The sequence below is a fragment of the Lactiplantibacillus plantarum genome (genome assembly GCF_014131735.1).
Lineage (GTDB): Bacteria > Bacillota > Bacilli > Lactobacillales > Lactobacillaceae > Lactiplantibacillus > Lactiplantibacillus plantarum.
This window is the reverse complement of the sequence record NZ_CP039121.1, coordinates 1,365,309-1,389,419: the sequence shown is the minus strand read 5'-3', so window position 1 is coordinate 1,389,419 and position 24,111 is coordinate 1,365,309. Positions and strand designations below refer to the sequence as shown.

The 24,111-nt window shown below is 46.0% G+C and carries 19 protein-coding genes, 1 pseudogene and 2 riboswitches; of the genes and pseudogenes, 6 read left to right on the top strand and 14 right to left on the bottom strand.

All coding sequences use genetic code 11. The features are described from left to right. The first annotated feature begins 117 nt into the window (after positions 1-117). Complete coding sequence (locus E5260_RS06335) at positions 118-744, top strand: TetR family transcriptional regulator (protein WP_003640242.1); 627 nt, start codon at positions 118-120, stop codon at positions 742-744. A gap of 135 nt (positions 745-879) precedes the next feature. Here the strand turns inward: E5260_RS06335 and E5260_RS06330 are convergent, their stop codons facing one another. Then, positions 880-1,521 (bottom strand): Crp/Fnr family transcriptional regulator, encoded by a 642-nt coding sequence (locus E5260_RS06330; protein ID WP_003640241.1) that lies wholly within the window; start codon positions 1,519-1,521, stop codon positions 880-882. An 88-nt stretch (positions 1,522-1,609) separates the two neighbouring features. Here E5260_RS06330 and E5260_RS06325 point away from each other — a divergent pair, with 88 nt between their 5' ends. After that, positions 1,610-2,173 carry a hypothetical protein gene (locus E5260_RS06325; RefSeq protein ID WP_003640240.1) on the top strand — a complete coding sequence of 188 codons (564 nt, stop codon included), beginning with the start codon at positions 1,610-1,612 and terminating at the stop codon, positions 2,171-2,173. A gap of 176 nt (positions 2,174-2,349) precedes the next feature. After that, positions 2,350-2,910, top strand: a complete 561-nt coding sequence (locus E5260_RS06320) for a nucleotidyltransferase family protein (RefSeq protein WP_003640239.1) — start codon at positions 2,350-2,352, stop codon at positions 2,908-2,910. Positions 2,911-2,940: 30 nt separating this feature from the next. Here E5260_RS06320 and ribH read toward each other — a convergent pair whose 3' ends face one another. The 4 genes from ribH to ribD are packed head-to-tail and all read right to left on the bottom strand — an operon-like array spanning position 2,941 to position 6,303. Beyond that, positions 2,941-3,420: a 6,7-dimethyl-8-ribityllumazine synthase gene (ribH, locus tag E5260_RS06315; RefSeq protein WP_003640238.1), complete on the bottom strand. Its 480-nt coding sequence runs from the start codon at positions 3,418-3,420 to the stop codon at positions 2,941-2,943. Continuing rightward, positions 3,417-4,631 (bottom strand): bifunctional 3,4-dihydroxy-2-butanone-4-phosphate synthase/GTP cyclohydrolase II, encoded by a 1,215-nt coding sequence (locus tag E5260_RS06310; RefSeq protein WP_003640237.1) that lies wholly within the window; start codon positions 4,629-4,631, stop codon positions 3,417-3,419. Before E5260_RS06310 ends, ribH begins: the two co-directional genes overlap by 4 nt. Before the next feature lies 1 nt (position 4,632). Next, positions 4,633-5,235 carry a riboflavin synthase gene (locus tag E5260_RS06305; protein WP_003640236.1) on the bottom strand — a complete coding sequence of 201 codons (603 nt, stop codon included), beginning with the start codon at positions 5,233-5,235 and terminating at the stop codon, positions 4,633-4,635. Continuing rightward, a complete protein-coding gene (ribD, locus tag E5260_RS06300) occupies positions 5,236-6,303 on the bottom strand; it encodes a bifunctional diaminohydroxyphosphoribosylaminopyrimidine deaminase/5-amino-6-(5-phosphoribosylamino)uracil reductase RibD (protein WP_003640235.1) in 1,068 nt (355 codons plus the stop codon). Between the two features lie 158 nt (positions 6,304-6,461). After that, a riboswitch (FMN riboswitch) is annotated at positions 6,462-6,592 on the bottom strand. Positions 6,593-6,819: 227 nt separating this feature from the next. On the opposite strand from ribD, the gene E5260_RS06295 reads away from it, so the two are divergent. Then, positions 6,820-9,369: a YfhO family protein gene (locus tag E5260_RS06295; RefSeq protein ID WP_003644272.1), complete on the top strand. Its 2,550-nt coding sequence runs from the start codon at positions 6,820-6,822 to the stop codon at positions 9,367-9,369. Positions 9,370-9,450: 81 nt separating this feature from the next. Here the strand turns inward: E5260_RS06295 and E5260_RS06290 are convergent, their stop codons facing one another. The 5 genes from E5260_RS06290 to E5260_RS06270 form a co-directional block, all read right to left on the bottom strand. Then, a complete protein-coding gene (locus E5260_RS06290) occupies positions 9,451-9,864 on the bottom strand; it encodes an NUDIX hydrolase (protein ID WP_003640233.1) in 414 nt (137 codons plus the stop codon). Between the two features lie 119 nt (positions 9,865-9,983). Beyond that, positions 9,984-12,020: a hypothetical protein gene (locus tag E5260_RS06285; protein ID WP_003640232.1), complete on the bottom strand. Its 2,037-nt coding sequence runs from the start codon at positions 12,018-12,020 to the stop codon at positions 9,984-9,986. Continuing rightward, positions 12,017-13,012 (bottom strand): glycosyltransferase family 2 protein, encoded by a 996-nt coding sequence (locus E5260_RS06280; RefSeq protein WP_003640231.1) that lies wholly within the window; start codon positions 13,010-13,012, stop codon positions 12,017-12,019. The genes E5260_RS06285 and E5260_RS06280 overlap by 4 nt, the downstream gene beginning before the upstream one ends. A 579-nt stretch (positions 13,013-13,591) precedes the next feature. After that, positions 13,592-15,049 carry a MutS-related protein gene (locus E5260_RS06275; RefSeq protein WP_003640230.1) on the bottom strand — a complete coding sequence of 486 codons (1,458 nt, stop codon included), beginning with the start codon at positions 15,047-15,049 and terminating at the stop codon, positions 13,592-13,594. After that, positions 15,024-16,580 (bottom strand): MutS-related protein, encoded by a 1,557-nt coding sequence (locus E5260_RS06270; RefSeq protein ID WP_003640229.1) that lies wholly within the window; start codon positions 16,578-16,580, stop codon positions 15,024-15,026. Before E5260_RS06270 ends, E5260_RS06275 begins: the two co-directional genes overlap by 26 nt. Positions 16,581-17,174: 594 nt before the next feature. Further along, positions 17,175-17,239, top strand: a riboswitch (Fluoride riboswitch). Positions 17,240-17,317: 78 nt separating this feature from the next. Between E5260_RS06270 and eno the strand changes: the two genes are divergently transcribed. Together eno and E5260_RS06260 are read left to right on the top strand one after the other, a co-directional pair. After that, positions 17,318-18,607: a phosphopyruvate hydratase gene (gene eno, locus E5260_RS06265; protein WP_003640227.1), complete on the top strand. Its 1,290-nt coding sequence runs from the start codon at positions 17,318-17,320 to the stop codon at positions 18,605-18,607. Positions 18,608-18,646: 39 nt separating this feature from the next. Continuing rightward, positions 18,647-20,920, top strand: a complete 2,274-nt coding sequence (locus E5260_RS06260; protein ID WP_003640226.1) for an HAD-IC family P-type ATPase — start codon at positions 18,647-18,649, stop codon at positions 20,918-20,920. A gap of 212 nt (positions 20,921-21,132) precedes the next feature. Here the strand turns inward: E5260_RS06260 and ltrA are convergent. The 4 genes and pseudogenes from ltrA to E5260_RS06240 all read right to left on the bottom strand — a co-directional run bounded on the left by ltrA (position 21,133) and on the right by E5260_RS06240 (position 24,031). Beyond that, positions 21,133-22,502, bottom strand: a pseudogene (gene ltrA / locus E5260_RS06255) (group II intron reverse transcriptase/maturase). 535 nt (positions 22,503-23,037) lie between these two features. Further along, positions 23,038-23,295 carry an LPXTG cell wall anchor domain-containing protein gene (locus tag E5260_RS06250; RefSeq protein ID WP_024971408.1) on the bottom strand — a complete coding sequence of 86 codons (258 nt, stop codon included), beginning with the start codon at positions 23,293-23,295 and terminating at the stop codon, positions 23,038-23,040. Positions 23,296-23,349: 54 nt separating this feature from the next. Next, positions 23,350-23,598 (bottom strand): prealbumin-like fold domain-containing protein, encoded by a 249-nt coding sequence (locus E5260_RS06245; RefSeq protein WP_024971409.1) that lies wholly within the window; start codon positions 23,596-23,598, stop codon positions 23,350-23,352. Continuing rightward, positions 23,549-24,031, bottom strand: a complete 483-nt coding sequence (locus E5260_RS06240) for an MSCRAMM family protein (RefSeq protein ID WP_134915524.1) — start codon at positions 24,029-24,031, stop codon at positions 23,549-23,551. Before E5260_RS06240 ends, E5260_RS06245 begins: the two co-directional genes overlap by 50 nt. Positions 24,032-24,111 lie beyond the last annotated feature (80 nt).

Here is a 24,111-nt window from a genome sequence, read left to right as displayed (position 1 = left end):
ACGCTATTTAAGATACACGTTGTCTTTAACTACAACAATCGTTTGGCTACGGAAATCACTATTATTAAGGCACAAAAAGCAGTAAACTGTTTCTAAAACCAATTAGGAGATCTTTTTGTGACCCAACTCAATCAACGTCGACGTGGCAACCGACTGGAAAACGCGATTTATGACACCACCTATACCCTGCTTAGTCAATACGGCCTCGACCAGGTCACTTTTTCACGAGTAGCCACTGCGGCCGCTACCAGCCGCAGTGTTCTTTATCGCTACTGGGATTCGACCTTTGACCTCATCTTTCATACTATTATTCATCAAATACAAAAGACTCCCATTGCACTTACGACCACGCCATTAGATACTGGCAGTCTTCGTACCGATCTCATTCTGTTAGCGCAACGCTTTATCCAACAAACTAGTACGGGGCCCTTCCGCTATTTTCGGCTATTGTTTGCCACAGCCTTGAACGCGCAGAACCAGCGCGATCTCACGCAGTTAGTGACTCAAATTGATCATGCCAACTTGACCTTGATCGAGCCACTTCTGACGAATGCACAAAACCACGGTGAACTTCAGATTTGGCCTAACCAAGCCGCACAATTAGTATTGTTTCAACAATTACGGTACTGCGACATCATCAACCAACCGATGAACACTGATCAGCAACTCACCAATCTCATTGATCAAGTCGTTTTGCCGGCATTGCGAGCAAGTGGCGTTGCTAACCGGCATTTTCATCATTAAAGAACCTCTTCCTCACAAGTCAAATAAAGTCTGATTTCCTAGCCCATACTGCGTTGGAAATCAGACTTTATTTTTAATATTGAACCAGCGTCACCCTTAACTAGCCAAAACCAGGCGACGCCCCCCTTTACCCGTCTAACAAATTGTAATCTGGCGCTTATTGACGATAATCTGCCCTTCAGCCGCCAATTGTTTAAACTGACGACTCAGGGTTTCGGGAGTAATCCCCAAAATATTCGCCAATTCCTTCTTCTTCAACGGCAATTCAAATTCGATTTGTCCGGATTCAACGGCACAATCGCGCAAATACGCCATCAAACGCGCTTTAGCATCCAGCAAATCTCGTCGCAATTGATTCTTCTCAGCTTCAATCAATTGGTTCCCAAAATTATTGATCATTGCTAATGATAAACTGGCTGATTCACCTAATAATCGCTGAAAATCATCATATTGAATGGAACAGACCCACGCATCACTCGTGGCTTGAATAAATCCCTGATTCTCATGCGGTGCAAATAGCCAGTGTTGTCCGACGACATCACCACTACGCAACAACTCAATAATTTTCTCCTTACCATTAGCAGCTAAGGCATAAATTTTAGCCATTCCCTCATCTAAAATGAGCATGCCTTCCTGATGGTCGAGTGGCTGACGAATCAACTGCCCTTTTTGATAAAATTTCCGGTGATGGGTCACCGTGATTAATTTGGCTTTCACCGCTGGCGCTAGCGGTGAAAATAATGGTGAACGACTCACACAATCCATTTTTGAATGCATAATTTCTCCTTTTCTTGATCTATGTCAATTTTTATATGATTAGACTAGCATATACTGACCATATAATGAAGAACTGGAGGAATTATTCATGACTAAAAAATACGTTGCTAACATCGTCCCGCTGAACGCCGAAGGAATCGGTACTGCCCCACACGGCACAGCGACTTTCACTGAAACTGGTAACCAATTACACGTCACCATTGAAATGTTCGATACCCCGGCCAACACGCAACACTGGGAACATTTCCACGGCTTTCCAGATGGCAAAGCGGCACAGATTGCTACTATGGCCCAAGATGTCAATCACGACGGCTTTGTAGACTTGCCTGAAACTGAACCTGTTTCTGGGACGACGATGGTCCCATTTGATAATGCGCCCCATCATATGGACGTACCAAATGATAATTACCCAGTTGCCGACGCGCAGGGCCACTTCGCTTATGAAATCGATGTGCCCTTAGGCGACCTACAGGCTAAGTTCAAAGAAGTCTTCGGTACCGATGACTTAGAACTAGACAAGCGGGTCATTTATATTCACGGCGTCCCACAAGACTTAGCCCTACCTGCATCAGTCGCTGGTGAAGTGGGCATGTATGATGCTCACGTAACCCTACCAATTGCAGTTGGTAAGATTGAGGTTACGGAAGACTAGGCAATTATTACTTAAACTCACAACCAAAAACTAAGACCGCTTACCACTATCAGTTAGTAGTGGTAAGCGGCCTTAATTTTTTATGAAATCAGCAAAAGCAAATCCTTTATTTGAATTGCACGATATCATTACTATGTTAGACTATTTTTAACCAACATTAAATTGAGGTGTTTTCAATGACCAACGAACAACGAGTTATTCATATTATTAAAACAACTCCTGCTTTAATGACGATTCTTCAATTAATTCAAGACTGTCATTTAAAACAAGGCGCATTGGCGGCTGGTAGCATCCGTAATACTGTTTGGCAAGTACTCAGCGGGCAGCCAGTGATGTTCAACAGTGATATTGACGTCGTCTTTTTTGACCCTGAGCGACCAGCCAGCGATGATTTAAAAATCTATCAGCAACTTACTGATAAAGCCCCACAATACCAATGGCAAATAAAAAATGAGGTCTATATGGCACATTATAATTTTGATAAGGATCCCGAATTCACTTCCGTTACCGATGCAATTGGTCACTTTGTCGAAGTTCCAACTTGTATTGGCGCCTTTTTAGACGAAAATCAAATCAAGCTAATCGCCCCATACGGTGTAGACGATTTGATAAACTTTCGCTGTTCCCCAATCCCCTACTATCGCCAGGATGCCAAGCACATGGCAATCTATCAGCAGCGAATGGCACAGAAGCAGTGGCATCAACAATGGCCCAAGTTACAAATTGATGGTATTTGAAATATTATGCATACCCTTAATTTACGTCATTTAGGCCAAGTCAGCTTTTAATATTGCCCGCTGCACGTCCAACGTTTCTAACAAACTGACCGCACAGTCAGCACCCTTATTGCCACTCTTAAAGCCAGCGCGATCCATAGCTTGTTCAATGGTATCCGTGGTTAAAACGCCGAACATTATGGGCGTATCGGTTGCCAAACTGACGGTCGCAATCCCCGTCGTCACGCCACGACAAACATAGTCAAAGTGCGCGGTTGCACCCCGAATGACTGCCCCAAGTGCAATCACGCCATCATAGCGCTTGGTTGTAATCATTTTTTGAACCGTCAGTGGAATCTCAAAAGCTCCCGGTACCCAGGCCACGTCAATATCGGTTTCATTGACCCCATGCTGTACCAAACTTTCTTGTGCCCCAGTTAAAAGCTGCTGCGTTACAAACGCATTGAAACGCGCCACGACAATCCCAATCTTAAGCCCGTTGCCATTAATTTTGCCGTTAAAAGTTGTCATTCGTGTCCCTCCGTTAGTGTGAGTTGATGATGAAATCGATCACGTTTTGTTTTTAAGTAAGCTTGATCGTACTGATTGGCTGGTATTTCTAAGGGGACCCGTTCAACAACATCAATCCCCGCTGCACGTAACTGCTCAACCTTGTCAAGATTATTAGTCAGCAAACGAACCCGTGTAATCCCCATTTGGCGTAGAATTAATGCCGCAATATCATACCGGCGCTCATCCGGTTGAAAGCCCAACTGCACGTTCGCATCATACGTATCAACCCCGTGTTCTTGAAGTGCGTAAGCTGCTAGTTTGTTAGCCAAGCCAATGCCGCGACCCTCTTGCCGTAAATAGACGAAAACACCGCGCTGAGCTTGACTGATCTTTTGGAGTGCGGCGTGTAATTGATCACCACAGTCACACCGCCGCGATCCTAAAACATCGCCCGTAAAGCATTCAGAGTGTAACCGCACTAACACTGGTTCATCGCCACTGATATCACCAGCTTGCAGTGCCACTGGCAACGCCGTATGACCGGGGGCTTCGAAACCAGTCATCGTGAACTTACCATCCTTGGTCGGTAAGTTGACACTCGGGGTCGTTGTCAGCTGGGCGGCACCCGTTTGAATCACGTAGGTGGTAATATCTTCAATGGTGATTAGCGGTAATTGTAAGCCCTCTGCCAAAGCTTTGAGATCACGGCGCCGCGCCATTAAGCCATTTTTCTTGATAACTTCACAAATATAGGCCGCGGGGGTCACACCTGCTAATTGTGCTAACGTGACGGCCGCTTCAGTATGACCACGCCGCGCTAACAATCCACCAGTCCGCGCAATCAATGGAAAAACGTGCCCGGGATGATAGAAATCAGCGGCCTGACTATTGGGATTGGCTAACGCTTGAATCGTGGTCGCCCGATCAGCTGCCGAGATTCCCGTGGACGTCGTATGGTGATCCGTTGAGACTGTAAATGCCGTTCCAAACGCATCGTGTTCACTAGTCATCGGTGTCAAATGTAGTCGCGTGGCGATACTTGGCGCCATCGGAACACAGAGTAGCCCCCGCGCTGATGTAATCATCCGATTCACTGTCGCAGTGGTTGCTTTAGCGGCTAGGCCAACCATGTCTCCTTCCGCTTCACGCGTCTCATCATCCGCAACAATAATCAATTCGCCCCGTTTTAATGCGGCCAAGGCCGCTGCTACCTTTTTCATTGTATCCATCTTAATGACTCCCCTCTAATGCTAATTGCCGGGCCAAGTACTTGCCCAGAATATCCGTTTCTACATTCACCAGCGTTCCAACTTGTAACTTAGACAAGGTCGTCACCGCTTGTGAATGCGGAATTAAATCGACTTCAAACGTTGTCTCCGTGACCGCTACGACCGTCAAACTAACCCCATCAACTGCCACCGAGCCTTTAGTGACTACTAGTGCGCGATATTCTGACGGTAAACTGATCAACAGACGCAACGCGTGCGCATCAGATTGTCGCTGCATCACTTGACCACAGTAATCGATGTGCCCCTGAACAATGTGCCCATCTAAGTGCGCGTTCACTTGTAACGCACGTTCTAGGTTCACCAATGAACCGACCACAAGGATCTTTAAGTTCGTTCGACGCACCGTTTCAGGCATCACCACTACACTGAAAGCATCCGCTTGTCGGGTCGTTACCGTTAAACAAATGCCGTTCACCGCTATACTGTCACCAATCTTAAGACTCGGTGTCATCAGCGACGGTGCGGTAATCGTAAGGGTCATTTCCAACCCTTGTTGGTGCACTTGGCTGACACGGCCCTTGGTTTGAATAATTCCAGAAAACATTTACTTAACTTCCTTTCGAACGGCCCGTAGCCGGATATTCGTCCCTAAACAAGTTACCGTTGGTTGTTCAAATGTCAACGGTGTCATCGCAGCGGCCCCGGTAACGGCTGGCAAACCCGTCCCACCAATCATCATTGGTGCGATGTAGCTGACCCATTCGTCAATCAATTCAGCCGCAACAAATTCAGCTTGCAGATGAGCCCCACCTTCAACTAAGAGTGACTGCCAGCCTTGTTCGACACATAGTTGACTGATTGCAGCGGGTGTCCAGTTGCCAATCAGGACGTGTACATTGGGACTGTTTCGAAGTTGGTCGTCACTAGCCGCAGCCTGACGACAAAGTAACCAGGTTGGTGCCTGACCGTCCTGAACAAGCCGGTGGTTTAACGCCACGGTACTCGTATTCAACACCACCAATCGAACCGGTGGCTGCACCATTGCCGTCAGTCGGACGGCTAATTGTGGATCATCAATCGTTAGCGTCCGTTCACCAATCAGAATCGCTTGAAACTGTGACCGTAAGCACTGACTATCGATATAACTAGCATGATTGGAAACCAGCGTCCGAGTCGGCGTTTCAGTATTAATTTTGCCATCAAGCGTTATCGCCGTTTTTAGGGTGATCCATGGTCGCTGCTGCACATAAAAATGATTGTAGTGGGGGTTCAACGCGCGAACTTTGTCCGTTAAACAGCCCGTCACCACATCAACTCCGTGGTTCAAAAGATACTGACGTCCCTTACCACCCACGATTGGATGGGGATCTAATTGACCAATCACGACTTGCCGAATTCCAGCCGCGACGATTCGCGCACTACACGGCGGCGTCTTCCCATAGTGTGAACAAGGTTCCAGTGTGACAAATAACGTGGCCCCACGCGCCTGTTCTGGTGTGACCTGCCGCAGCACATCCACCTCAGCATGGTCACCGCCAAAATAATGATGATAACCTTGAGCTAACACGTGGCCGTCTTTGACTAATACCGCACCGACCTGGGGATTTTGGTACGTCGCCACCCCCGCCAATTTGGCTTGATCGATAGCCATTTGCATAAAATCAGTTAACATTGGTTCACCTCCAACAAGATAAAAAAACACCCAATTATCAAATCATCGATAATCGGGTGTGAAGTGTTCGCCAAATAGATTTCACCAGTAGGATCCAGCTAAATAAACCTACTTAAAGGTTGCCAATAGCCACTACTGCCTAGTAAAATTCAAGCAATAATTTTCTTCTCCCATCCAGACTATACTGTCGGTCCCAGACTTGCACTGGGTCCACCGCTCACGCGGGTCACGGACTTCAACTTACGTTGTTACCGTCGGTCGGGAATTGCACCCTGCCCCGAAGAAATCGTATTCAGTTTTCACCTTTTATAAAAACACTTTCTTAATCAATTGTCAATCACCCCTTTTAGTTTAACCTCGTGAACTGCTGTGTTAAACTGCTAGCAAACTTTATAAAAATGATAATGACTAACACTAATTCTTAACTTTTTTCAGAAAATTGTTCGCTTTTCTTAACTAGTTTTCAAGTTTCAGTACGGTACAATGAAATCATTCATAATATCGGAGTTGAATAAAATGTGGCCTAATTATCAAACAAGCCGCTGGCAAGTGGCAGTGACAGCTGGATTACTGTCCCTTGCTATCATGGGGATTGTCTTCGCAATTTGGGGGATCACGCCCTTCGGTAACCATAACTTATTAATTAGTGATATGGGTGGCCAATACTTATCATTTTTCACCGCGTATCGGCATGCCATTTTAACGCATAGTTTTCAATTATATTCATTTTCACAGTCATTAGGCGGTAACGCACTACCCACGATTGCTTACTATCTATTAAGCCCATTTAACATTTTGATGTTGTTGTTTCCGGCGGCCAATTTGCCAACCGGACTTAGTCTACTCATCATGTTAAAAATCAGCTTGATTGCGGTCACTATGACGGCTTTTTTACAAACGCATTTTCAAACAAAGCGGTGGTCGACTGCCATTTTTGGTGTTGCTTTCAGCCTCTCTGGCTTCGTTGCCCTCAACTATTTTACGATCATGTGGTTGGATACATTAATTTGGTTACCACTGGTCATTCAAGGACTCGACCACTTAATTGCAACTAGTCATCCCGGGCGCTTTTTCGGCTGGTTATGGGTCAGTATCGTCACCAATTACTACTTAGGCTATATGACTTGCCTATTTGTGATTTACTATTTTATTTATCAACTATTTGAACGCAAACGCCCTCAGGACAGTCTTTGGCAAACTGTTCGTCATCAATTTTCGTTAATTCGGCACGTCGTGGTCACCATGCTACTCAGTGGGTTAAGCACGATGTTTGTCCTGATCCCCACTGGTTTAGGCATGCTGACCACGGCTAAATCTGCGGTCAAATTATCGAGCTACTTACCGGTCCCACAATTCGGTTTAGCTGTTTTGAGTCAATTTGGCTTAGGTGCCGCCAATTTTACGACTCGGCTCGTACACGCACCAACCGTCTTCAGCAGTAGTCTGGTCGTCTTGCTGGCCCTAAGTTTCTGGGTGCAGCCCAACTTGACTAAAGCTCACAAATGGCATAGCTTCGGACTATTACTTGCACTCTTCTTGAGTATGAACATTCGTACCTTAGATACGATTTGGCACATGTTTCAAACGCCCGCTGGCTTTCCATACCGCAATGCTTTTTTCTTTAGCTTTGTCTTGATCATGATCGCTTTTGAAGCCTGGTTAGCAGGCCCCCGGCGGATCGCCTTGCGCTGGCAATGGTTGTTACCGACACTCATGGTCAGTGCGCTGATATTAGGCTGGTTTGCCCAACGAACTGCTAAGCACCCCTTAACAACTTCAACGCTGGCGCTCAGCTTAGTCGCTGTCATCTTAACCGCAATTGCCTTATTCGCAACGGCGAAGCGGTGGCAAACGCTCAGCTTGGCAGGTATCGTCGCCTTAGAATTAGGGACTAACAGTACCCTCATGATGGCGAAGTCACCACTAGGGAATCAGGCTAAATTTGTAACTGCCTATCGAACCGAATACCGCCAAATGCAAGCCGTCAACGATCCTGATGGTCAATTATATCGCGTTGAAAATCAAAATACGCTAATCAATCAGGCCTACAATTATGATAGCAAGTATCGTAATTACAACGACCCGATGTTATTTAACTTTCACGATATTACCTACTACAGTTCAACTTTTGCGAACCAAACACGTCTCATGTTGAAGTCACTTGGGCTATTTTCTAAAAACGCCCGGCGTGTCAGTTCAGAAGGCCTAAATCCGGTCACTGATTTACTCTTAGATGTAAAATACGCTGTGCAATTAAACGCCGTGGGTCAAGCGACAACGCGGCTCCGTAGTCAAAACGGGTTAGGGTTTGCCGTGCCAATAGCATTTAGACAGTTAAAGCTTCGTCAGAATAGTGCCATTATCAATCAAGAACGCCTCTTACAAAGTTTGCGGCCATCGAAACGCGCCTATTTTGGCAATGCCACGACGCTCTCAGATCACGTCGTCCAAGATTCACAGGCCAAACGCTATCCGTATTTGCATACAGTTAAATTAAGGATGACACGCACCGGGACGCTGTATTATAACGACACGACTCGTCAAACAAAGTACACCACGATGCGGGTCAACGGTCACTTAGTCCCGACTAAGTTCAATGCCAACGGTGAGTTAGTGCTCCGATCGCTAGGTTATTTTGACAAAGGCGCTGTCATCACGTTAACGGTCAAACGTACCCAACCAACGCTTGGCACCCATGTCCACATCGCCAGCCTGGATCAAGCCCGGTTCAACCAAGTCAAACAGCAACTGCTATCCACGCGCTTTACACCGACTTACCACGTCTCGGGCATTCATACCGTGGTCAGTGGTCAAGTCACCAATCGCTCCAAACAAAAATGGCTCTACGTTGCTATTCCAGCCGATAAGGGGTGGCGCGCAACGGTCAACGGCGTCAAAGTTACTCCTAAAACGGTCATTGGCGGGATGTTAGCCCTGCCGATTCAGTCCGGTAAGAATCAGATCCAGCTAACTTACCACGTCCCGGGATTGCTGGGTGGACTACTGATCTCAATCATAAGTGGATTTAGCTTCATCCTTTGGCGTCAACGATATCGCCACCATTAGAATCGTGTCAATCAAAACAATCGGACTGCCAAGCTATTCTGCTAGGCAGTCCGATTGTTGTTTTAATGGTCGCGGTAACTGCTAGACCAGTCGCGTTAATATTGGTTTTAGATAGGGCACAATTCTTATATTAGTCAAAATCAATTCAGGTTTCATCCAAAGAAAGGCCATATGTTCAGTAAGATCTAAGTTGACTGTCGGTCTAGTAACGAATGCCTGTGCGCTATACACTAAACGCGTGTACACCTGATTTTTAGCCTTGTCAAAGGTGGAATCTTCCCAAATAACGCGCTCAGTTTGAACTTTCAGCCCAGTCTCTTCCCAACATTCGCGTTTGGCCGCTACTTGCGGTAATTCATTAGCTAATGCACACCCACCGGGCAGATCCCAATAGCTGGCATCAACATTCGGCCGCCCATGCTCAACCTGATTGCGTTTTAAAATTAAAATGTCGTGCCCGGCAGTCACTAAAGTATGCGCAATAATTTGAACCATTTGAATTCACCTCACCTTGATAAGTCACCCAAATTAACGGCTATTATATTTCGTTTAACCACAAACAAAAGTCCCAACACTGGCAACACCAGTTATTAAGACTTTCGATTCAAGTTTTATTATTCAGTTTCTGGCCGTAACCGACCTAACGATAAAATGGTCGCCAGCGCCACACAGCCGACAACTGCTAGACTGGCGGCACCCGTCGTTAACGCGTGCGGCTTAATAAACTGCTGTTTTATCACGACTTGTAAGTATGCGTGCTGCTTAGCCGTCACCCGGCCTGTTAACGGACTGTAGTTGGCCGCCATCACACCATACCGGACGGGCGTCTGACCAGTATTTTTAATCGCTAATCGCAGGTTGCCCGCCGCTGTCAACGGATAATTCAAAGTGGTCAACTCATTGGCCGAGCCCCGCCACCGTTTGACGACATGCGCCCCCCTAGTCAAGGTAATTGTTACGCGCTCATGCGTCGCAACTGGCTTCAACCGTAAAACATTACTCTTACCACTAACGGCTAGCGGCGACGTAACAGCGTGACCCGGTCTAATTTTTTGAACCGTGGACACAACATAACGCCCATTGCCCTGATTGCCACGTACCACATCAGTAATCCGCGTCGCCTGACTCGTCTGCCACAAACTGACCACACTGATTGCCGCCAGTACAACGACCAACCACGTCAGTTGGCGCCGTATTACTCGATTAAGGTGCCACACCGGCAACTCACGACCACCCACAATACTGAGGAGCATCAATCCCGGTAATAGTGGCAACGCATAGCGCCCTTCTACTTCCCAAAGTCCGACATGAAAAACCGTTAAACCGAGAATTGCCAGGGCAACGAACGTCACGGCCCACTCGCGCCGCCTCATCAAAGTCACGATTGCTTGCACCAGCATCGTCAGGTAGATTGTTTGCGTCATTAGAACCAGCCAAAATTGAAGCTGGCGTTGATGATTCAAATACCAGCGGGGCGCACGAATCCACTGGGTGGTCAACTTAAAGCTATCAAAATCGCCAGTCGCCCAGAAGACCCGCATCTTTTTGAGTAAATGTACGAGGGTCCCCGTAACGCCCATCTGATGTAACCGCTGCTGAATCATTTGCTGGGTCTGTTGGCGCTTGGCCGCCACAGTTTGCATCTGATTAACGCGCGCAAAATCGTCATGTCGGTACTCACCCGAGCTTTGGGGGTTCAAGCTCATCGCAATCCAGCTGGTTGCCGGTAAGGCGGCATCAGCTTGGCGCGTATAACCCGCTTGCTGTTGGGCAGTCCGCATCACCGCAAACATCACCCCGAGTGTCATCACTAAACTGACGAGCCAGCCTAACATTTGCCGACCACTGAATTGTCGTTGCCACCACAAGATGATCCCCATCAATACGAGAGTGAGCCAGAGCACAATTAGATTAGTCTTCATCACCACGCCCACGGCCACCAATAACCCATCACCAATCAAAACGCCCCAACGACGCCAGCCGGTTAAACTTAGTCCGAGTGTGAGCAAGGCCAAGCTGTCTGGAACTAGTGGCAAAACGAGGGCGTCCGTATATGCAAATAGTCCAAATGCGGCCACGGGAACACTGACGAGCCACAACAAACTAAATGAGACCGCCCCCGGTTGCCAGTAACGCCAACGGTTTAGTAAATATAACCCACTGATTAGTCCGGTATCGATCCAGATAAATCGGATGACATTTAATAATACCCAGGGCGTCTGCGTCAGTTTCAATAATGGCTTGAGCAGATTCGCAACTAATAACGTAAAATTCACATTATTGGGATAAATCATAAAATAATGTTGCCAATGATGGCTGCCCCGCGCTAATAACAGTGCCTGCTGCCGAACGAAAAACGGGTCGGCCCGCGCCACGTCAACAAAACTAGTGGCAATCAACATTTGCACGATGGCGATTAAGCCGACCAGCCCAATCAACAGCCAACGATACTGACGAGATGATAACTGTTTGAGCACCTGCCGGCCAGCCATCGTCATGACCAATAATCCCAGAACCATGGCTAATTGAACGATCGGTGACGCCCAGTCCGGGTTGCCGAAGAAGTGAATCGGTTGCAACCACGCCATGCCGACTGCGACGACCAATACCGCGGCCGCCAGCCAATTGACGCTCTTAACCACGGCCTTCATCCGTGCACCCGTTGCGAATTCACAATAGCTGGCTGTTGAGTTGCCGTATAATCATCCGTTTCAATAATATAGCGGGGCCGGTGCTTGACTTCCGCAAAAATTTTTCCTACATACTCGCCAACAATACTAATACCTATCAATTGCATCCCACCTAAAAACCATAGACTTGTCATGAGTGAGGACCAGCCACTCGTTGCGGTCCCTAGTAATCCTTGTATTAACGCATATAGCATCATCATCAAACTACCGCCACTAATCACCATGCCAAACAATAAAATTACTTTAATCGGTGCGATTGAAAATGACGTGATCCCATCAAAAGCAAAAGCCACCATCTTACGTAATGGATACTTTGAAACACTCGCAAAACGTGGTTGGCGATGATAATAAAGTTTAGTTGTTGGAAAACCTAGTCGTGGTACGATTCCACGCAAGAATAAATTGGTTTCCTCATAGGTTAACAGTGCCTGAACTGCCCGTTGACTTAGCAATCGGAAATCGGCGTGATTAGGTACTAATTGCACACCAATACGCTCCATTAGCCGATAAAAACCGTCCGCGGTCCATCGTTTGAAAAGTGAATCACTACTTCGATCATTGCGGACACCTAATACGATATCGCTACCAGCACGATAGCGCGCCACCATTTCTGGGATTACCTGTGGATCATCTTGCAAATCAGCATCAATCGTAATGACTATCTCAGCAGTCGGACTGGCGACCTGCATCCCAGCCATCAACGCGTTTTGATGACCAAAATTACGACTAAACTTAAGACCCGTCACGGTTGAGTACTGTTTTTCCAACGACTTAATCAGTTTCCAAGTCTTATCTTGACTACCATCGTCAACAAATAATAACTTACTTGCCGCATTGACCTGTTTGTGTTGGATCAGATCCGTCAAGATACCATCCAAGATGTGTGCAGACTTAGGTAACACCGCTTCTTCATTGTAGCAAGGCACAATAATGGTTAACCGTGGATTTTGCATGCTAATTCCCCCAATATGACTCAAATAGTTTTACGAAATAACAATTATAATTGGTACCTTTCAGTAACAACAAGACTTCTTGTGCTACTAGTAGTCTGAATGCGCCATCCACTGAAAAAAGCTCGGCTAACATCTCAAATCATCAATAACGTGTCCATATGCCCCCACAGATAGACACACACGACAATTGTTTTTCTCACCATCACGACCCTCGAAAAGAGTGGCTTACAACCATAATAATTGGCAATATCAATATAATTATTTTGGGCCAAGGAATGCGGCCATTGACATAAATAATTGTCAGTAATCGCGCCACTTACCGGGTCAAATTGATAGTACCAATATCTTACGCACAATTCAAACAAAGCAACAGTTTCAACGCTGATCATTAACAAATTAGCCGAACTTAGCCGACCGCTAGCATCTCACGATTATGCTCAATAACTACAAAACCTGACGCACCAACTTCACGGCGCTTTCGTCCCCAGTACTGTCCAGAACTGCCATTTCTAATTTAATGTTCAATTTTTTACCACTTTCATTACGATTAAAATCCAGTAATTATTTTATAAGCCGTTATCATCGAATCAGCCGATGATAAATATCAAGGCCATAACTAGTGGCCTTAGGCGCAGCAGGCAACATATGATAGCTACGATTGCCATTCGCTTGCCGTTGCGCCACTAGAAAGTATGGCCGGCAATGATAGCGTTGAACAAGTTGTGTATATTCAAATTGATGGGACACCGCAATGACAGTCACTCCGGCTTCCAGTAAGCCGTGGGTAATTTGAAAATTGATTTGCGACCCCGCATGCTCATTAGTTGATGCAAACGACTCGTTCATTAATACCAAGCTAGACGTACTCATAACGTGGATAAGTTGATCCATTCGCTGTAATTCGTCATCCAGCTTACCGTGCCGTTCACCTTGGTCTTCCTCACGTTTAAAATGTGTCAACACCATCTCAAAGGGCGGTGTCTGGTAACAAGTTGCCATGACAAACATCCCCGCCTGAGCCATTAATTCCCCCAGCCCCACGGCGCGTAAAAAAGTGGTTTTACCACCTTGATTTGCTCCCGTGATAACGGTCAATGCCGTTTGAACTGGCAAGAAGTCGTTTGCAACTGCTGGTTGGTTGAGCAATAAAGAAATCAAGGGATTAATCAACTGTTGTGCTTCCATTGATGACGCCAACGTCGCATAGCACCGTGGTGCCGCTGGTAGTCGTCGGCTTAATTGAATTACACCCACTAACCAACCTGTTTCCAATCGCAACTCTTGGAACCAATTGACGACTTCCTGATAAACATTCACTAAAATGGTGGCTAATTTCATCACTGCTTGATTCTTGTAGTGTTCAAGTGCTTTAGCACTATGATCATCCCGTTCTGCAATTTCAAATCCCTGCGCATGTATCTTTAACTTAGTAAACACCTTTTGAAACCGATGTGGTGGTACGACATCAATCACCTCATCAACTGTTGTATCCAGATTGGTGGCCAAGTGCGCTGGTAAAACATAACCATGATCAAATAATACCTGTCGCAAAAATGTTTTCATCGGCTCTAGTTGACCGTTGAACAGTGTATCTAGCGATTGATACCACTGTTGAAGTGCTGGCGCCGGATGGTCAGGTAATGGTTTGTCCAATATCGTGCCAATTGCCTGCAAATATTGCGTTAATAGACGACTTTTGTTGTATAGATGATAACTAGCCGACTCGTGACCAAGCTCCCAAAAATTTTGCCGGACCGTTTCAATGGTTGTCGTTGTAAACTGATACAACCATTCGTAATAGTCCGGGTGCATCAGGGCATGTTTAACCGTTGCTTGACGCCAAGTCAACGCCCGGCTAGTTGTTAATGGTGTAAAAAATAATCTGGTCGCAATTTTTGCGATAACGTGATCATCCGCTGCCATAATATCAACAATTGGTTGTAATTCTAAATCAGCCATCACGGCTTTTTGACTAGTTGTTAACGACCATTCGTCAAGATACTGCTGTTTTTCAAGCGTGATTAGATTGACTTGCATGCTTTAACCGCCTTTCAATTGCCTTAGTTGTCAGTTGATACTTGTTTAATAAACTAGTCGCATATGTCCCAACCGTCTCCGAACAACGATATATTTTATAAGCGCGGATCGTCGTACCAGCAATAATTTGAGCCTGCATCGGTACCATATGTGGAAGCTTAGCAAGACTTTCTAAAAATGTGACGTAGACACCATGGGCCTGCTTTGCTGTCAAATGTGTTAACACTAATTGACCCAACTTTTCGGCATCAACCGTTGTTGTTGAAGAGAATAGCTCATTCATCAAAACAATACTATGCTCATCGACCGTTTGATAGAGCGCGGCCAATCGTTCAATATCGTGCTGGAGCAGTCCCGTCAACTGGGTTGCCTTTTCTTGACGCTCGAAATGTGTCAGAACATGACTTGCTAGGTGTAATGTTGCCCGTGAGCCAGGGATGGGCATTCCGAGGGCTGCTAAATAATAGGCCTGACCAATCATTCGAATATACGTTGTCTTACCACCTTGATTGGGTCCGGCCACAATTAGAAACTGCTCATTTGGATTCAAGACATAGTCATTGGGCACGACTGCTGTTTGTTTGCCAGCCTGAACATAAGCCAACTCCAGATCAAATCCTGCTTCAATCCGCTCTGGTGCTCCTAATTCAACAAGGGTCGGAAGCACAAAGTTAAGCTGGTTCATCCGGGCAAGGCGCTGCGTATAACGTTGCACCGCTAAATACCAATTCAACTCAGTCACGACTTGTTCATAACCTGGAACGGTATACTGCTGATATTGTTGGTAAAATGTCGTTAATTGTGCAAATACTGCTGGATACAACTTATGGAGTTGAACAACAATATTTGCTTGCAGACTAGTATCCCCATTAACTGCTTCGGCAGTCTTAATACTGGCATTGGGACGGTATAACTCGCTTAGATCTGTCATGATGGGTCCAAACAACTTCGTGGCAACCTCAGCACTATTTGACGCAGCCAACTGATTAGTCGTCACACGGACATACCGCCCATTGATTGTTAAATAAAACTGAACTTGTACTAATGCGCTCGTTAATGTGCGCATCATTGTCAGCAACTGCTGTGTCGCAGGCGCCTGCAAATAAGTATCGAGGTCAGCCTGTAACTTTTGTAGTCCTAAACTTTGGGGCTGAAAATGTGCTAACGCCTCTGTAAGCTTTTCAAGTTGCTCATGTTGCTCATATAATGCCGTTAACAGATCGGCGGCCTGTTGATCAGCCGTCCAATCATGGTGAGCCTGCTTGATTTTGGCGGCCGTTTCTGCGGCAGCCGTCACAAAATGTGCCATTAATTGATACCCCGCTGGTCGCAACAAATCTCTAAAAATAGCCTGACGACGCTGCACCGCTTCAATTGTCGTTAATGGTTGATAAAAAATGTCTTTGATTGGTACCGGACAGTCCTGCTGAATTTGTTCGAAAATCAAATTCAAATTTAGATCTTGGAAACAACTTGCAGTAGCGGGACGAGCGACTGGTGGTTGCCCTAAAAATAACAGACTCATCTGCATTATGACTCAACTCTTTTCACTAATTCTAATCAATAAAAAATGGCGACACCTACTTAGACTTAAATCCAAGTAGGTGTCGTCATTAGCATTACTGCTTGTTCGGTGAACACCATCACCGCTAGAATGATTTCAGTATAGCACGCGCACTGACCTTCGTTAACCACTTTGCTTTTATTAAAAATTTAATTAACTAAACATCACGCAAATTGTTTTCAACCAGGCCCATTACCAGCAGATACTATGAGCCAGTCCAAGCACTGGCATGACGAGGTTTCCGAGATTGGATGTTGGTTGTAGAAAAAATCGGTTATACGTTGAATTTCTTTCCTAGTCAACCGTGACGCTTCAAAGACGAGACCAGCTATATTGTCTAACAAACAGCGGTATTACAATCATCATTATTATTTGAACAGGTAGTTTTTAATTTAGATGATTATATTGCAAGCAAAGGCACCGCTGCTCGCCATTTTTATACAACTAGTGCCGTTGCTTAACTTGATTAACATTTCGCATCTGCGAATTATCAAGGGTTTTAAACTTATGGTTGAAAAACGCTTGTGTTTATTTTTCAAGCGCGGTATGCTGTAACCGTTAAAAATAAATGGTGATGACGTTCGCCGTAACTAATTGACTATCAATTTGATGACGTCTACTTTCAATCGGACCTTAGCGGGGCCTTTGAAAGTAGACGTCTTTTTTTATCAACTTGGTCGTAAAATTTGAAAGGGGTTTTCAAAATGTCAGTTGTAATTGATGTTGTTAAAGCACGCGAGGTTTTTGATTCACGAGGTAATCCAACGGTTGAAGCCGACGTTATTTTATCCGATGGAACGTTAGGACGTGCTGAAGTACCTTCTGGTGCCTCAACTGGTACTAACGAAGCGGTTGAATTACGCGATGGTGGTCAACGGCTGCAAGGCAAAGGAACTTCCAAGGCTGTCAATAATGTCAACACAGAAATTAATGGCGCGTTACATGGCGTCAGTCCGTTCAATCAAGCTAAAGTTGATCAAATCATGATTGATTTAGACGGGACTCCTAACAAAGGCCGTTTAGGGGCCAACGCAATTCTTGGGGTTTCCATGGCAACTTGCCGAGCAGCGGCTGCTGAGACACATCAACCGTTGTACCGCTACCTCGGTGGCACTGACTTAGAATTACCACAAACATTCCATAATGTCATCAACGGAGGTGAACATGCCGATAACGGCATCGACATTCAAGAGTTCATGATTACTGCCGTAGATCGCACCAGTTTTCGGGACGGATTTGAGAAGATCGTGAATACTTATCATACGTTAAAAAAGGTCATTGAAAAAGCAGGCTATACAACTGGCTTAGGCGACGAAGGTGGGTTCGCACCCGACTTAGATAACTCCGAGGCCGCACTACAGATGTTGCATAACGCAATTGTACAGGCCGGCTACGTTCCCGGCAAGGAAATTGCGATTGCTTTTGACGCCGCTGCTTCTTACTTCTACAATACCCAAACTAAGCAATACGATTTTGAAGGTCGGCACCTCTCACCAGAAGCATTAAGTGATTATTATGCCACCTTATTGAGCCAATTTCCCGAGATTATTTCTATCGAAGATCCTTACAGTGAAGATGACTGGGAAAACTTTGTTAAGTTCACCCAAAAATATGGTGATCGGGTTCAAATCGTGACAGACGATAACGTCTGCACCAACCCTACACTCTTCGCCAAAGCTATCAAGATGGGGATGGCCAACACATTTCTGATTAAATTAAATCAAATTGGAACGGTCACTGAAACCCTGACAGCAATTCGCTTAGCACGCAAAAATGGCTACGCAACAATGATGTCCCATCGTTCTGGAGAGACTGGTGATACCTTCCTCGCTGATTTTACTGTTGCAACCCGCACCGCACAACTCAAATCTGGGGCCCCTGCTCGTTCAGAACGTGTTGAAAAGTACAATCAACTGTTACGAATCGAAGAAGCACTTGGTACAGAAGGCACCCGGTTAGCGCATTTTCCAGATGACGTCGATCACGACCTCTAAAATCGCAATTGACGGAGCAACCAAACAGAGGTGATTATCATGCAAGCACCCACAAACATACTAATGGGGCTCACAACAACTGAAGTACAAGAACGTTTGCAGAAATACGGGCCCAACGTGGTTCCTCAACGCCAGTTTAGCTTTCGTCACGCCGTTATTACTCGGCTATGGGAACCATCCGCGTGGATTCTTGAAGCTGCCCTACTCGTTGAAATCCTGTTGGGTAAAACGATTCAAGCTGGTTTTATTGTTTTGATGCTCCTATTTGCTGCTGTCACGGGCGCTATTCAAGCATGGCGCTCTGACAAAGTTCTTAAAACATTAACGAATCAATTGACCTTAACGGTTGCTGTCAAACGAAATAATCACTGGCAACACGTTTCAGCAACCCAAATCGTCCCTAACGATGTTATTAGTTTGAACAATGGCGATCTACTACCCGCGGATGTTCAATTGTTAGATGGCACACTAGAAGTCGATGAAAGTAGTATCAGTGGTGAATCACGTGCAATTCGTCATCAAGCTGGGGAACTAGTATATGCTGGCACTGAAATCAAGAGTGGGCACGGATTAGCAGTCGTCGTTAGTACGGGAAAGCATAGTCGGTCTGGCAAAACAATTAGTTTGATCAACCAGTCATCCGCACCCGGTCAGCTTCAAAAGCTACTCAGCAAAATTATTGGTTATCTGGCCATTTTGGACACCGTGCTGGCGATTGTCTTGGTTCTCACCGCAATAATACGTGGTGCTAACTTGATTACAATGTTGCCATTTCTGGCGATGCTGTTTATCGCGACAATTCCGATCGCAATGCCTTCCAGCTTTGCAGTGGCCAACTCAGTGGAGGCCAAACAGTTAGGTCAAACACACATCTTAGTCAGTGATTTATCTGGTATCCAAGCTGCGGCCAATCTGAATTTGCTACTGATCGACAAAACCGGAACGATTACTGCCAATCAGCCAACGGTCGTCGCAATGCATAACTTTTCCCAATATTCTGACCGCGAACTAATCTGCTGGGCTACTAGTGCTACTAATCAACAAAATGCAAGTGTCATTGACGCTGCCATTCTCAACTATGCCCGTCAGCAAGCTGTGAATGTACAAGTGCCCGCACACTTCGAGCCTTTTAATTCACAGCGTGGTTATTCTGAAGGAACGGTGCTGGCCGATCAGCCCATTAATATCAAGCTAGGCGCTTACCAACGCCTGTATCAGCTTGATCAAGATGCTTCAAAATTGACGAACCAAATTGACTTTAGCCGCGGTCGTACCGTTGCATTACTAGTCAACGATAAGTTAGTCGCTTTATTCATCGTTGAAGACCAGCCACGGCCAGACAGTCTGCAAGCAATCAAAAAGATTACTGATCGCGGTGTCAAAGTCATTATGTTGACTGGGGATAACCAGAAGACAGCGGCAACGGTCGCACAGCAAGTGGGCCTAACCGGTAATGTCATGCCATTCAACACATTGACGGCCGATACGGACCCCCAACAATTGGCTGGAATTACAGAAGTTATTCCAGAACATAAATTAGCGATTGTTCAGCGTTTTCAAAAGTTAGGTTACGTCGTGGGCATGACCGGCGATGGTGTCAACGATGCCCCAGCTTTAAAACAGGCTGACGTGGGCATCGCCGTTCAAAATGCCGTAGATCTCGCCAAGCGTTCTGCCAAACTCGTCTTGCTGAAACCCGGATTGACACCAATCATTCAGATTCTTGATAGCGGTCATCGTGTTTACCAACGCATGATGACTTGGACAATTACCAAGTTGTCACGAACAGCCGAATTAACCATGCTACTCACATTGGGCTTCTTGATTTGGCAACTGATTCCGTTAAGTCTGAATGCCATGATTCTGGTAGCTATCTTAAACGACTGTGTCACCCTCGTCTTAGGGACCGACCGCACTCACATTACGTACCATCCTGAGCGCTGGGACCTACGCCGTTTGAGTAAAATTGCTGGTGTTTTAGCGATTGGATGGACGACCCTTGGAATGGGTGTTTTATACGAAGCACTTCATCGAGGATTGACGCCAGGTCAAATTAGCACCGTACTATATTGTTATCTAATCTTTAGTGCGATGCTCACGATTCTAATGACACGCACTACCAAACCATTTTGGCAACAACGCCCCAGCAATTCCGTAATCATTGCCATCACGATCAACTGCCTGATTACGGCTGGTCTGGCTCTGACCGGCCTAGGCATTGCCAAAATCAGTTTATCGTACCTATTAGTCACGTTGGCAATTGTTCTAGTCATGGGGGGGTTACTCACAATTATTCAACCACGTCAAGATTAACTCGACAGAACGCTATAAACGCTGGAACTTCTTTGAATACCAGCCAATTAAAAAGTGTGCCGGGGCAAGGTTGGGTTATGTCTATCGCACTATTGCTCAGTGACACTAGTGTTGGGAGGATTTTGTTCATGTCGTTGAACTAGTCACATTGAACTAGTTTGGTCGTTACAATTAAATTCAAGAATCGAGTAGGAGGTAATTGATTATTTCAATTACCGACCTCTCACACCACCGTACGTACGGTTCCGTATACGGCGGTTCAATAATTTAAGCACTCTGTGTATTTGCTGGAGTGTCTTGGACAGGTTTATTAGTCCAAGACGCTCCAGCTTTTGATTTGTATACGTATAGGTTAGTGTTTTACTATGGGCAGTTTTCCAATATTCCTTGCGGGTATTGGCATTAGTCTTGGCCTGTTCCGGTGTCATTCCTAGCTTAATTAGCTCACGATATCGGGTTTTGATTTTCTTCCACCGTTTCCATATCAACTGTCTAATCCTACTTCGCAACCATTGGTCCAGTTGTTGAATAAACGTCTTCATCTTGCCAATCCCATAGTACTGTAGCCATCCTCGCATTTTCTGTTTAATTTCCTTCATCAACATTAACCAACTAATTCCGCTACTTCGCCCAGTCATTATCTTAAGGGCTTGTTTGATTCGCTGTTTCACGACCTTGTGCGGTCGTGCATATGCCCCATTACGGTCTACACCGAGCGTAAATCCTAGAAACTTTAGTCGGAGTGGTGGGCCAACCGTCGTTTTATGACGGTTAATTGTTAGTTACAACTTAATTTCAAGAAAGATTGTGACATTGTGTAAGACTCGTTCTCCCGCTCGCTTACTTCTGACATAAATATTACAGTCATCGGCATAGCGCACAAATTGGTGGCCCCGCTGGGTCAATAGCTTGTCCAACTCGTTGAGATAAATATTGGCCAGTAGCGGCGACAGGTTCCCACCTTGTGGTATTCCCTTCGTCGTCTTTCGAAAAAGCTCGCCATTCATGACCCCGCTTGTTAGGAAGCGCCGAATTAGGTGGAGTAGCCATGGATCAGTTACTCGTTGTTTGATGAAGTTCATTAGTAAGTCGTGGTTAACCGTATCAAAGTATGCCTTGATTGCAGAGTTCGGTGACACTTTGAATCGCGTCATGCGCACTCCGACCTGGTCGGAATCCATAGCTATTGTCGGAAAATACTTGTTCGTATATCGGCGAAAGCACCTGTACCACAGCTTGTTGGATCATACGATCAACAACTGTAGGCACTCCCAGTTTTCTGGTTGAGCCATCGGGTTTTGGTATCTCTACCCGTCTGACTGGTTGCGGCCGATATGTTCCATTACGTAAACTCTCTAGGAGTTCTTCCCGGTTCTTGTAAATATATTCGGCCAGTTGGTCAACGGTCATGCCGTCAATTCCAGCTGCACCCTTATTCCTCCGAACACGCTTAAACGCTAGGTTCAGATTACTACTTGCAAGGAAGGACCCGGTCTACAAATTGAATGCCATCCTGCGCCGTACTTTCACCGTTAGTAGTACTATGCGCCCCAAGATACTCTTTGTCTTCCAGACTATTCATCCCTTGGCGGTCAGCTTATTCTGTTTTCTGTAATCTTCGCACTACCAACACCTCCAGTATCGGTGAGAATTATTATTGTTCAGTCCTTCATCTGCCATACGGCAGATTACTATGACCTCGGCTGACTAGTTTACTCCTGTAAACCCATATTGGCGTCCTTGTTGGGAGCTTATCCGACAGGCCTCCCCGGGTAAGAATGATAGCTTTCATACCATGCAACCGTTGGCTTTACTAACTTCGACTTCGAGTAGTGTAGGACTTCAGTTTGTGAAGCAACTTCATCCAGTCTAATCAGCCTTGTAGCCACTCCTTGTACATCGGTTCGGTATTTTGTCTTAGGCTTCCTTCAGACTCCGTCTCACGGCGGACGCCCTTGCCCTCAACTCGTGGTTCCGACTACTACGGCCCACAGCGGACTTACACCGCCTAGTTATCACCCATGCCGGGCGCACTTCAAAGATGGATTTCCAGAATTTCTGGAAGCCTATTTTGATGCTAATCTCAATCTTAGTCAGTACTTATTTCAAATAGCCAATTAACGAAACGGCACCCACACAACGGCTAAAAATAAAATGAGCCCTAACACGATCATCATTAAGTGCTGCTGGCCTTCATTCGTTTGCGGTAACGTTGCCGCCTTCGAAGTTTGGGCATTCGGCGCTGTGGATTCGCCTAACGCATACCTTGCCGTGGTACCGGTTTGTGTGCCTGGAGCCATGATTTCATGAATAGCCCAAGCCATCATTTGCGTGATCTGAGTCGTATTTGCTGACGGTGTACCAGGGACTGGCATCCCCCGCTGTTTCGGTTCAGTTGTTCCCGGCTGCTCCGGTTCGGTCGGCTGCGCCTATCGATCAGTCGCCGTTACTGTCACTACCGCCGTCTGACCATTCACAATTGTGAAGTCTAGCGGCGTTTGATTTAAGTCATAACTCGCTGGAGCCTTAGTTTCAACAAATTGATATCGGCCAGGGATTAGCTTATCCACACGGATTTGACCCAGAGCATTGGTGACCAGCCCCTGCTGAATCGTCAGCCCGGTAGCGTCAATCAGCCGATAAGTTGCCCCCAGCCAGCGCTCGGCCATTGCTAGCATCGGTTTTAGTCAGCACAACTGCCCCAGTGACCGCCACCTTTTCATCAAATTGGGCAACTTCAACTGGTGTCGCAATTGTATCGACATCAACTGTGAAGTTGATTGGTGTTGGGTTCAAAGCGTAGCCCAATGGTGCTTTGGTTTCGACAAACCGATAATGTCCCGGAACTAAGCCAGCCACATTAATGGCACCCTCTTCATTAGTCGTCAATCCAGATTGAATCACTTCACCATGCTGATCCTGTAACTGATATTCAGCCTCACTCAACTCACACTTAATCGTAGCATCGCGTTTGACCAAGGTTACGCTGCCAAGTTGATTATCACCGTTACCAGTCCCATTACCACCATAACTAACATTGCCACTAACGGTCGTGCCATTCATAGATGCGAAATTATTCCAGTTATTACTACTTCCCGAAACCTTCGTCAACTTGCTGTTATAAACTATGTTAACGGCAGTCGTAACATTGCTAAAAGTGAAGAGGCTGTGACATAAGTCTCTAGAAACAA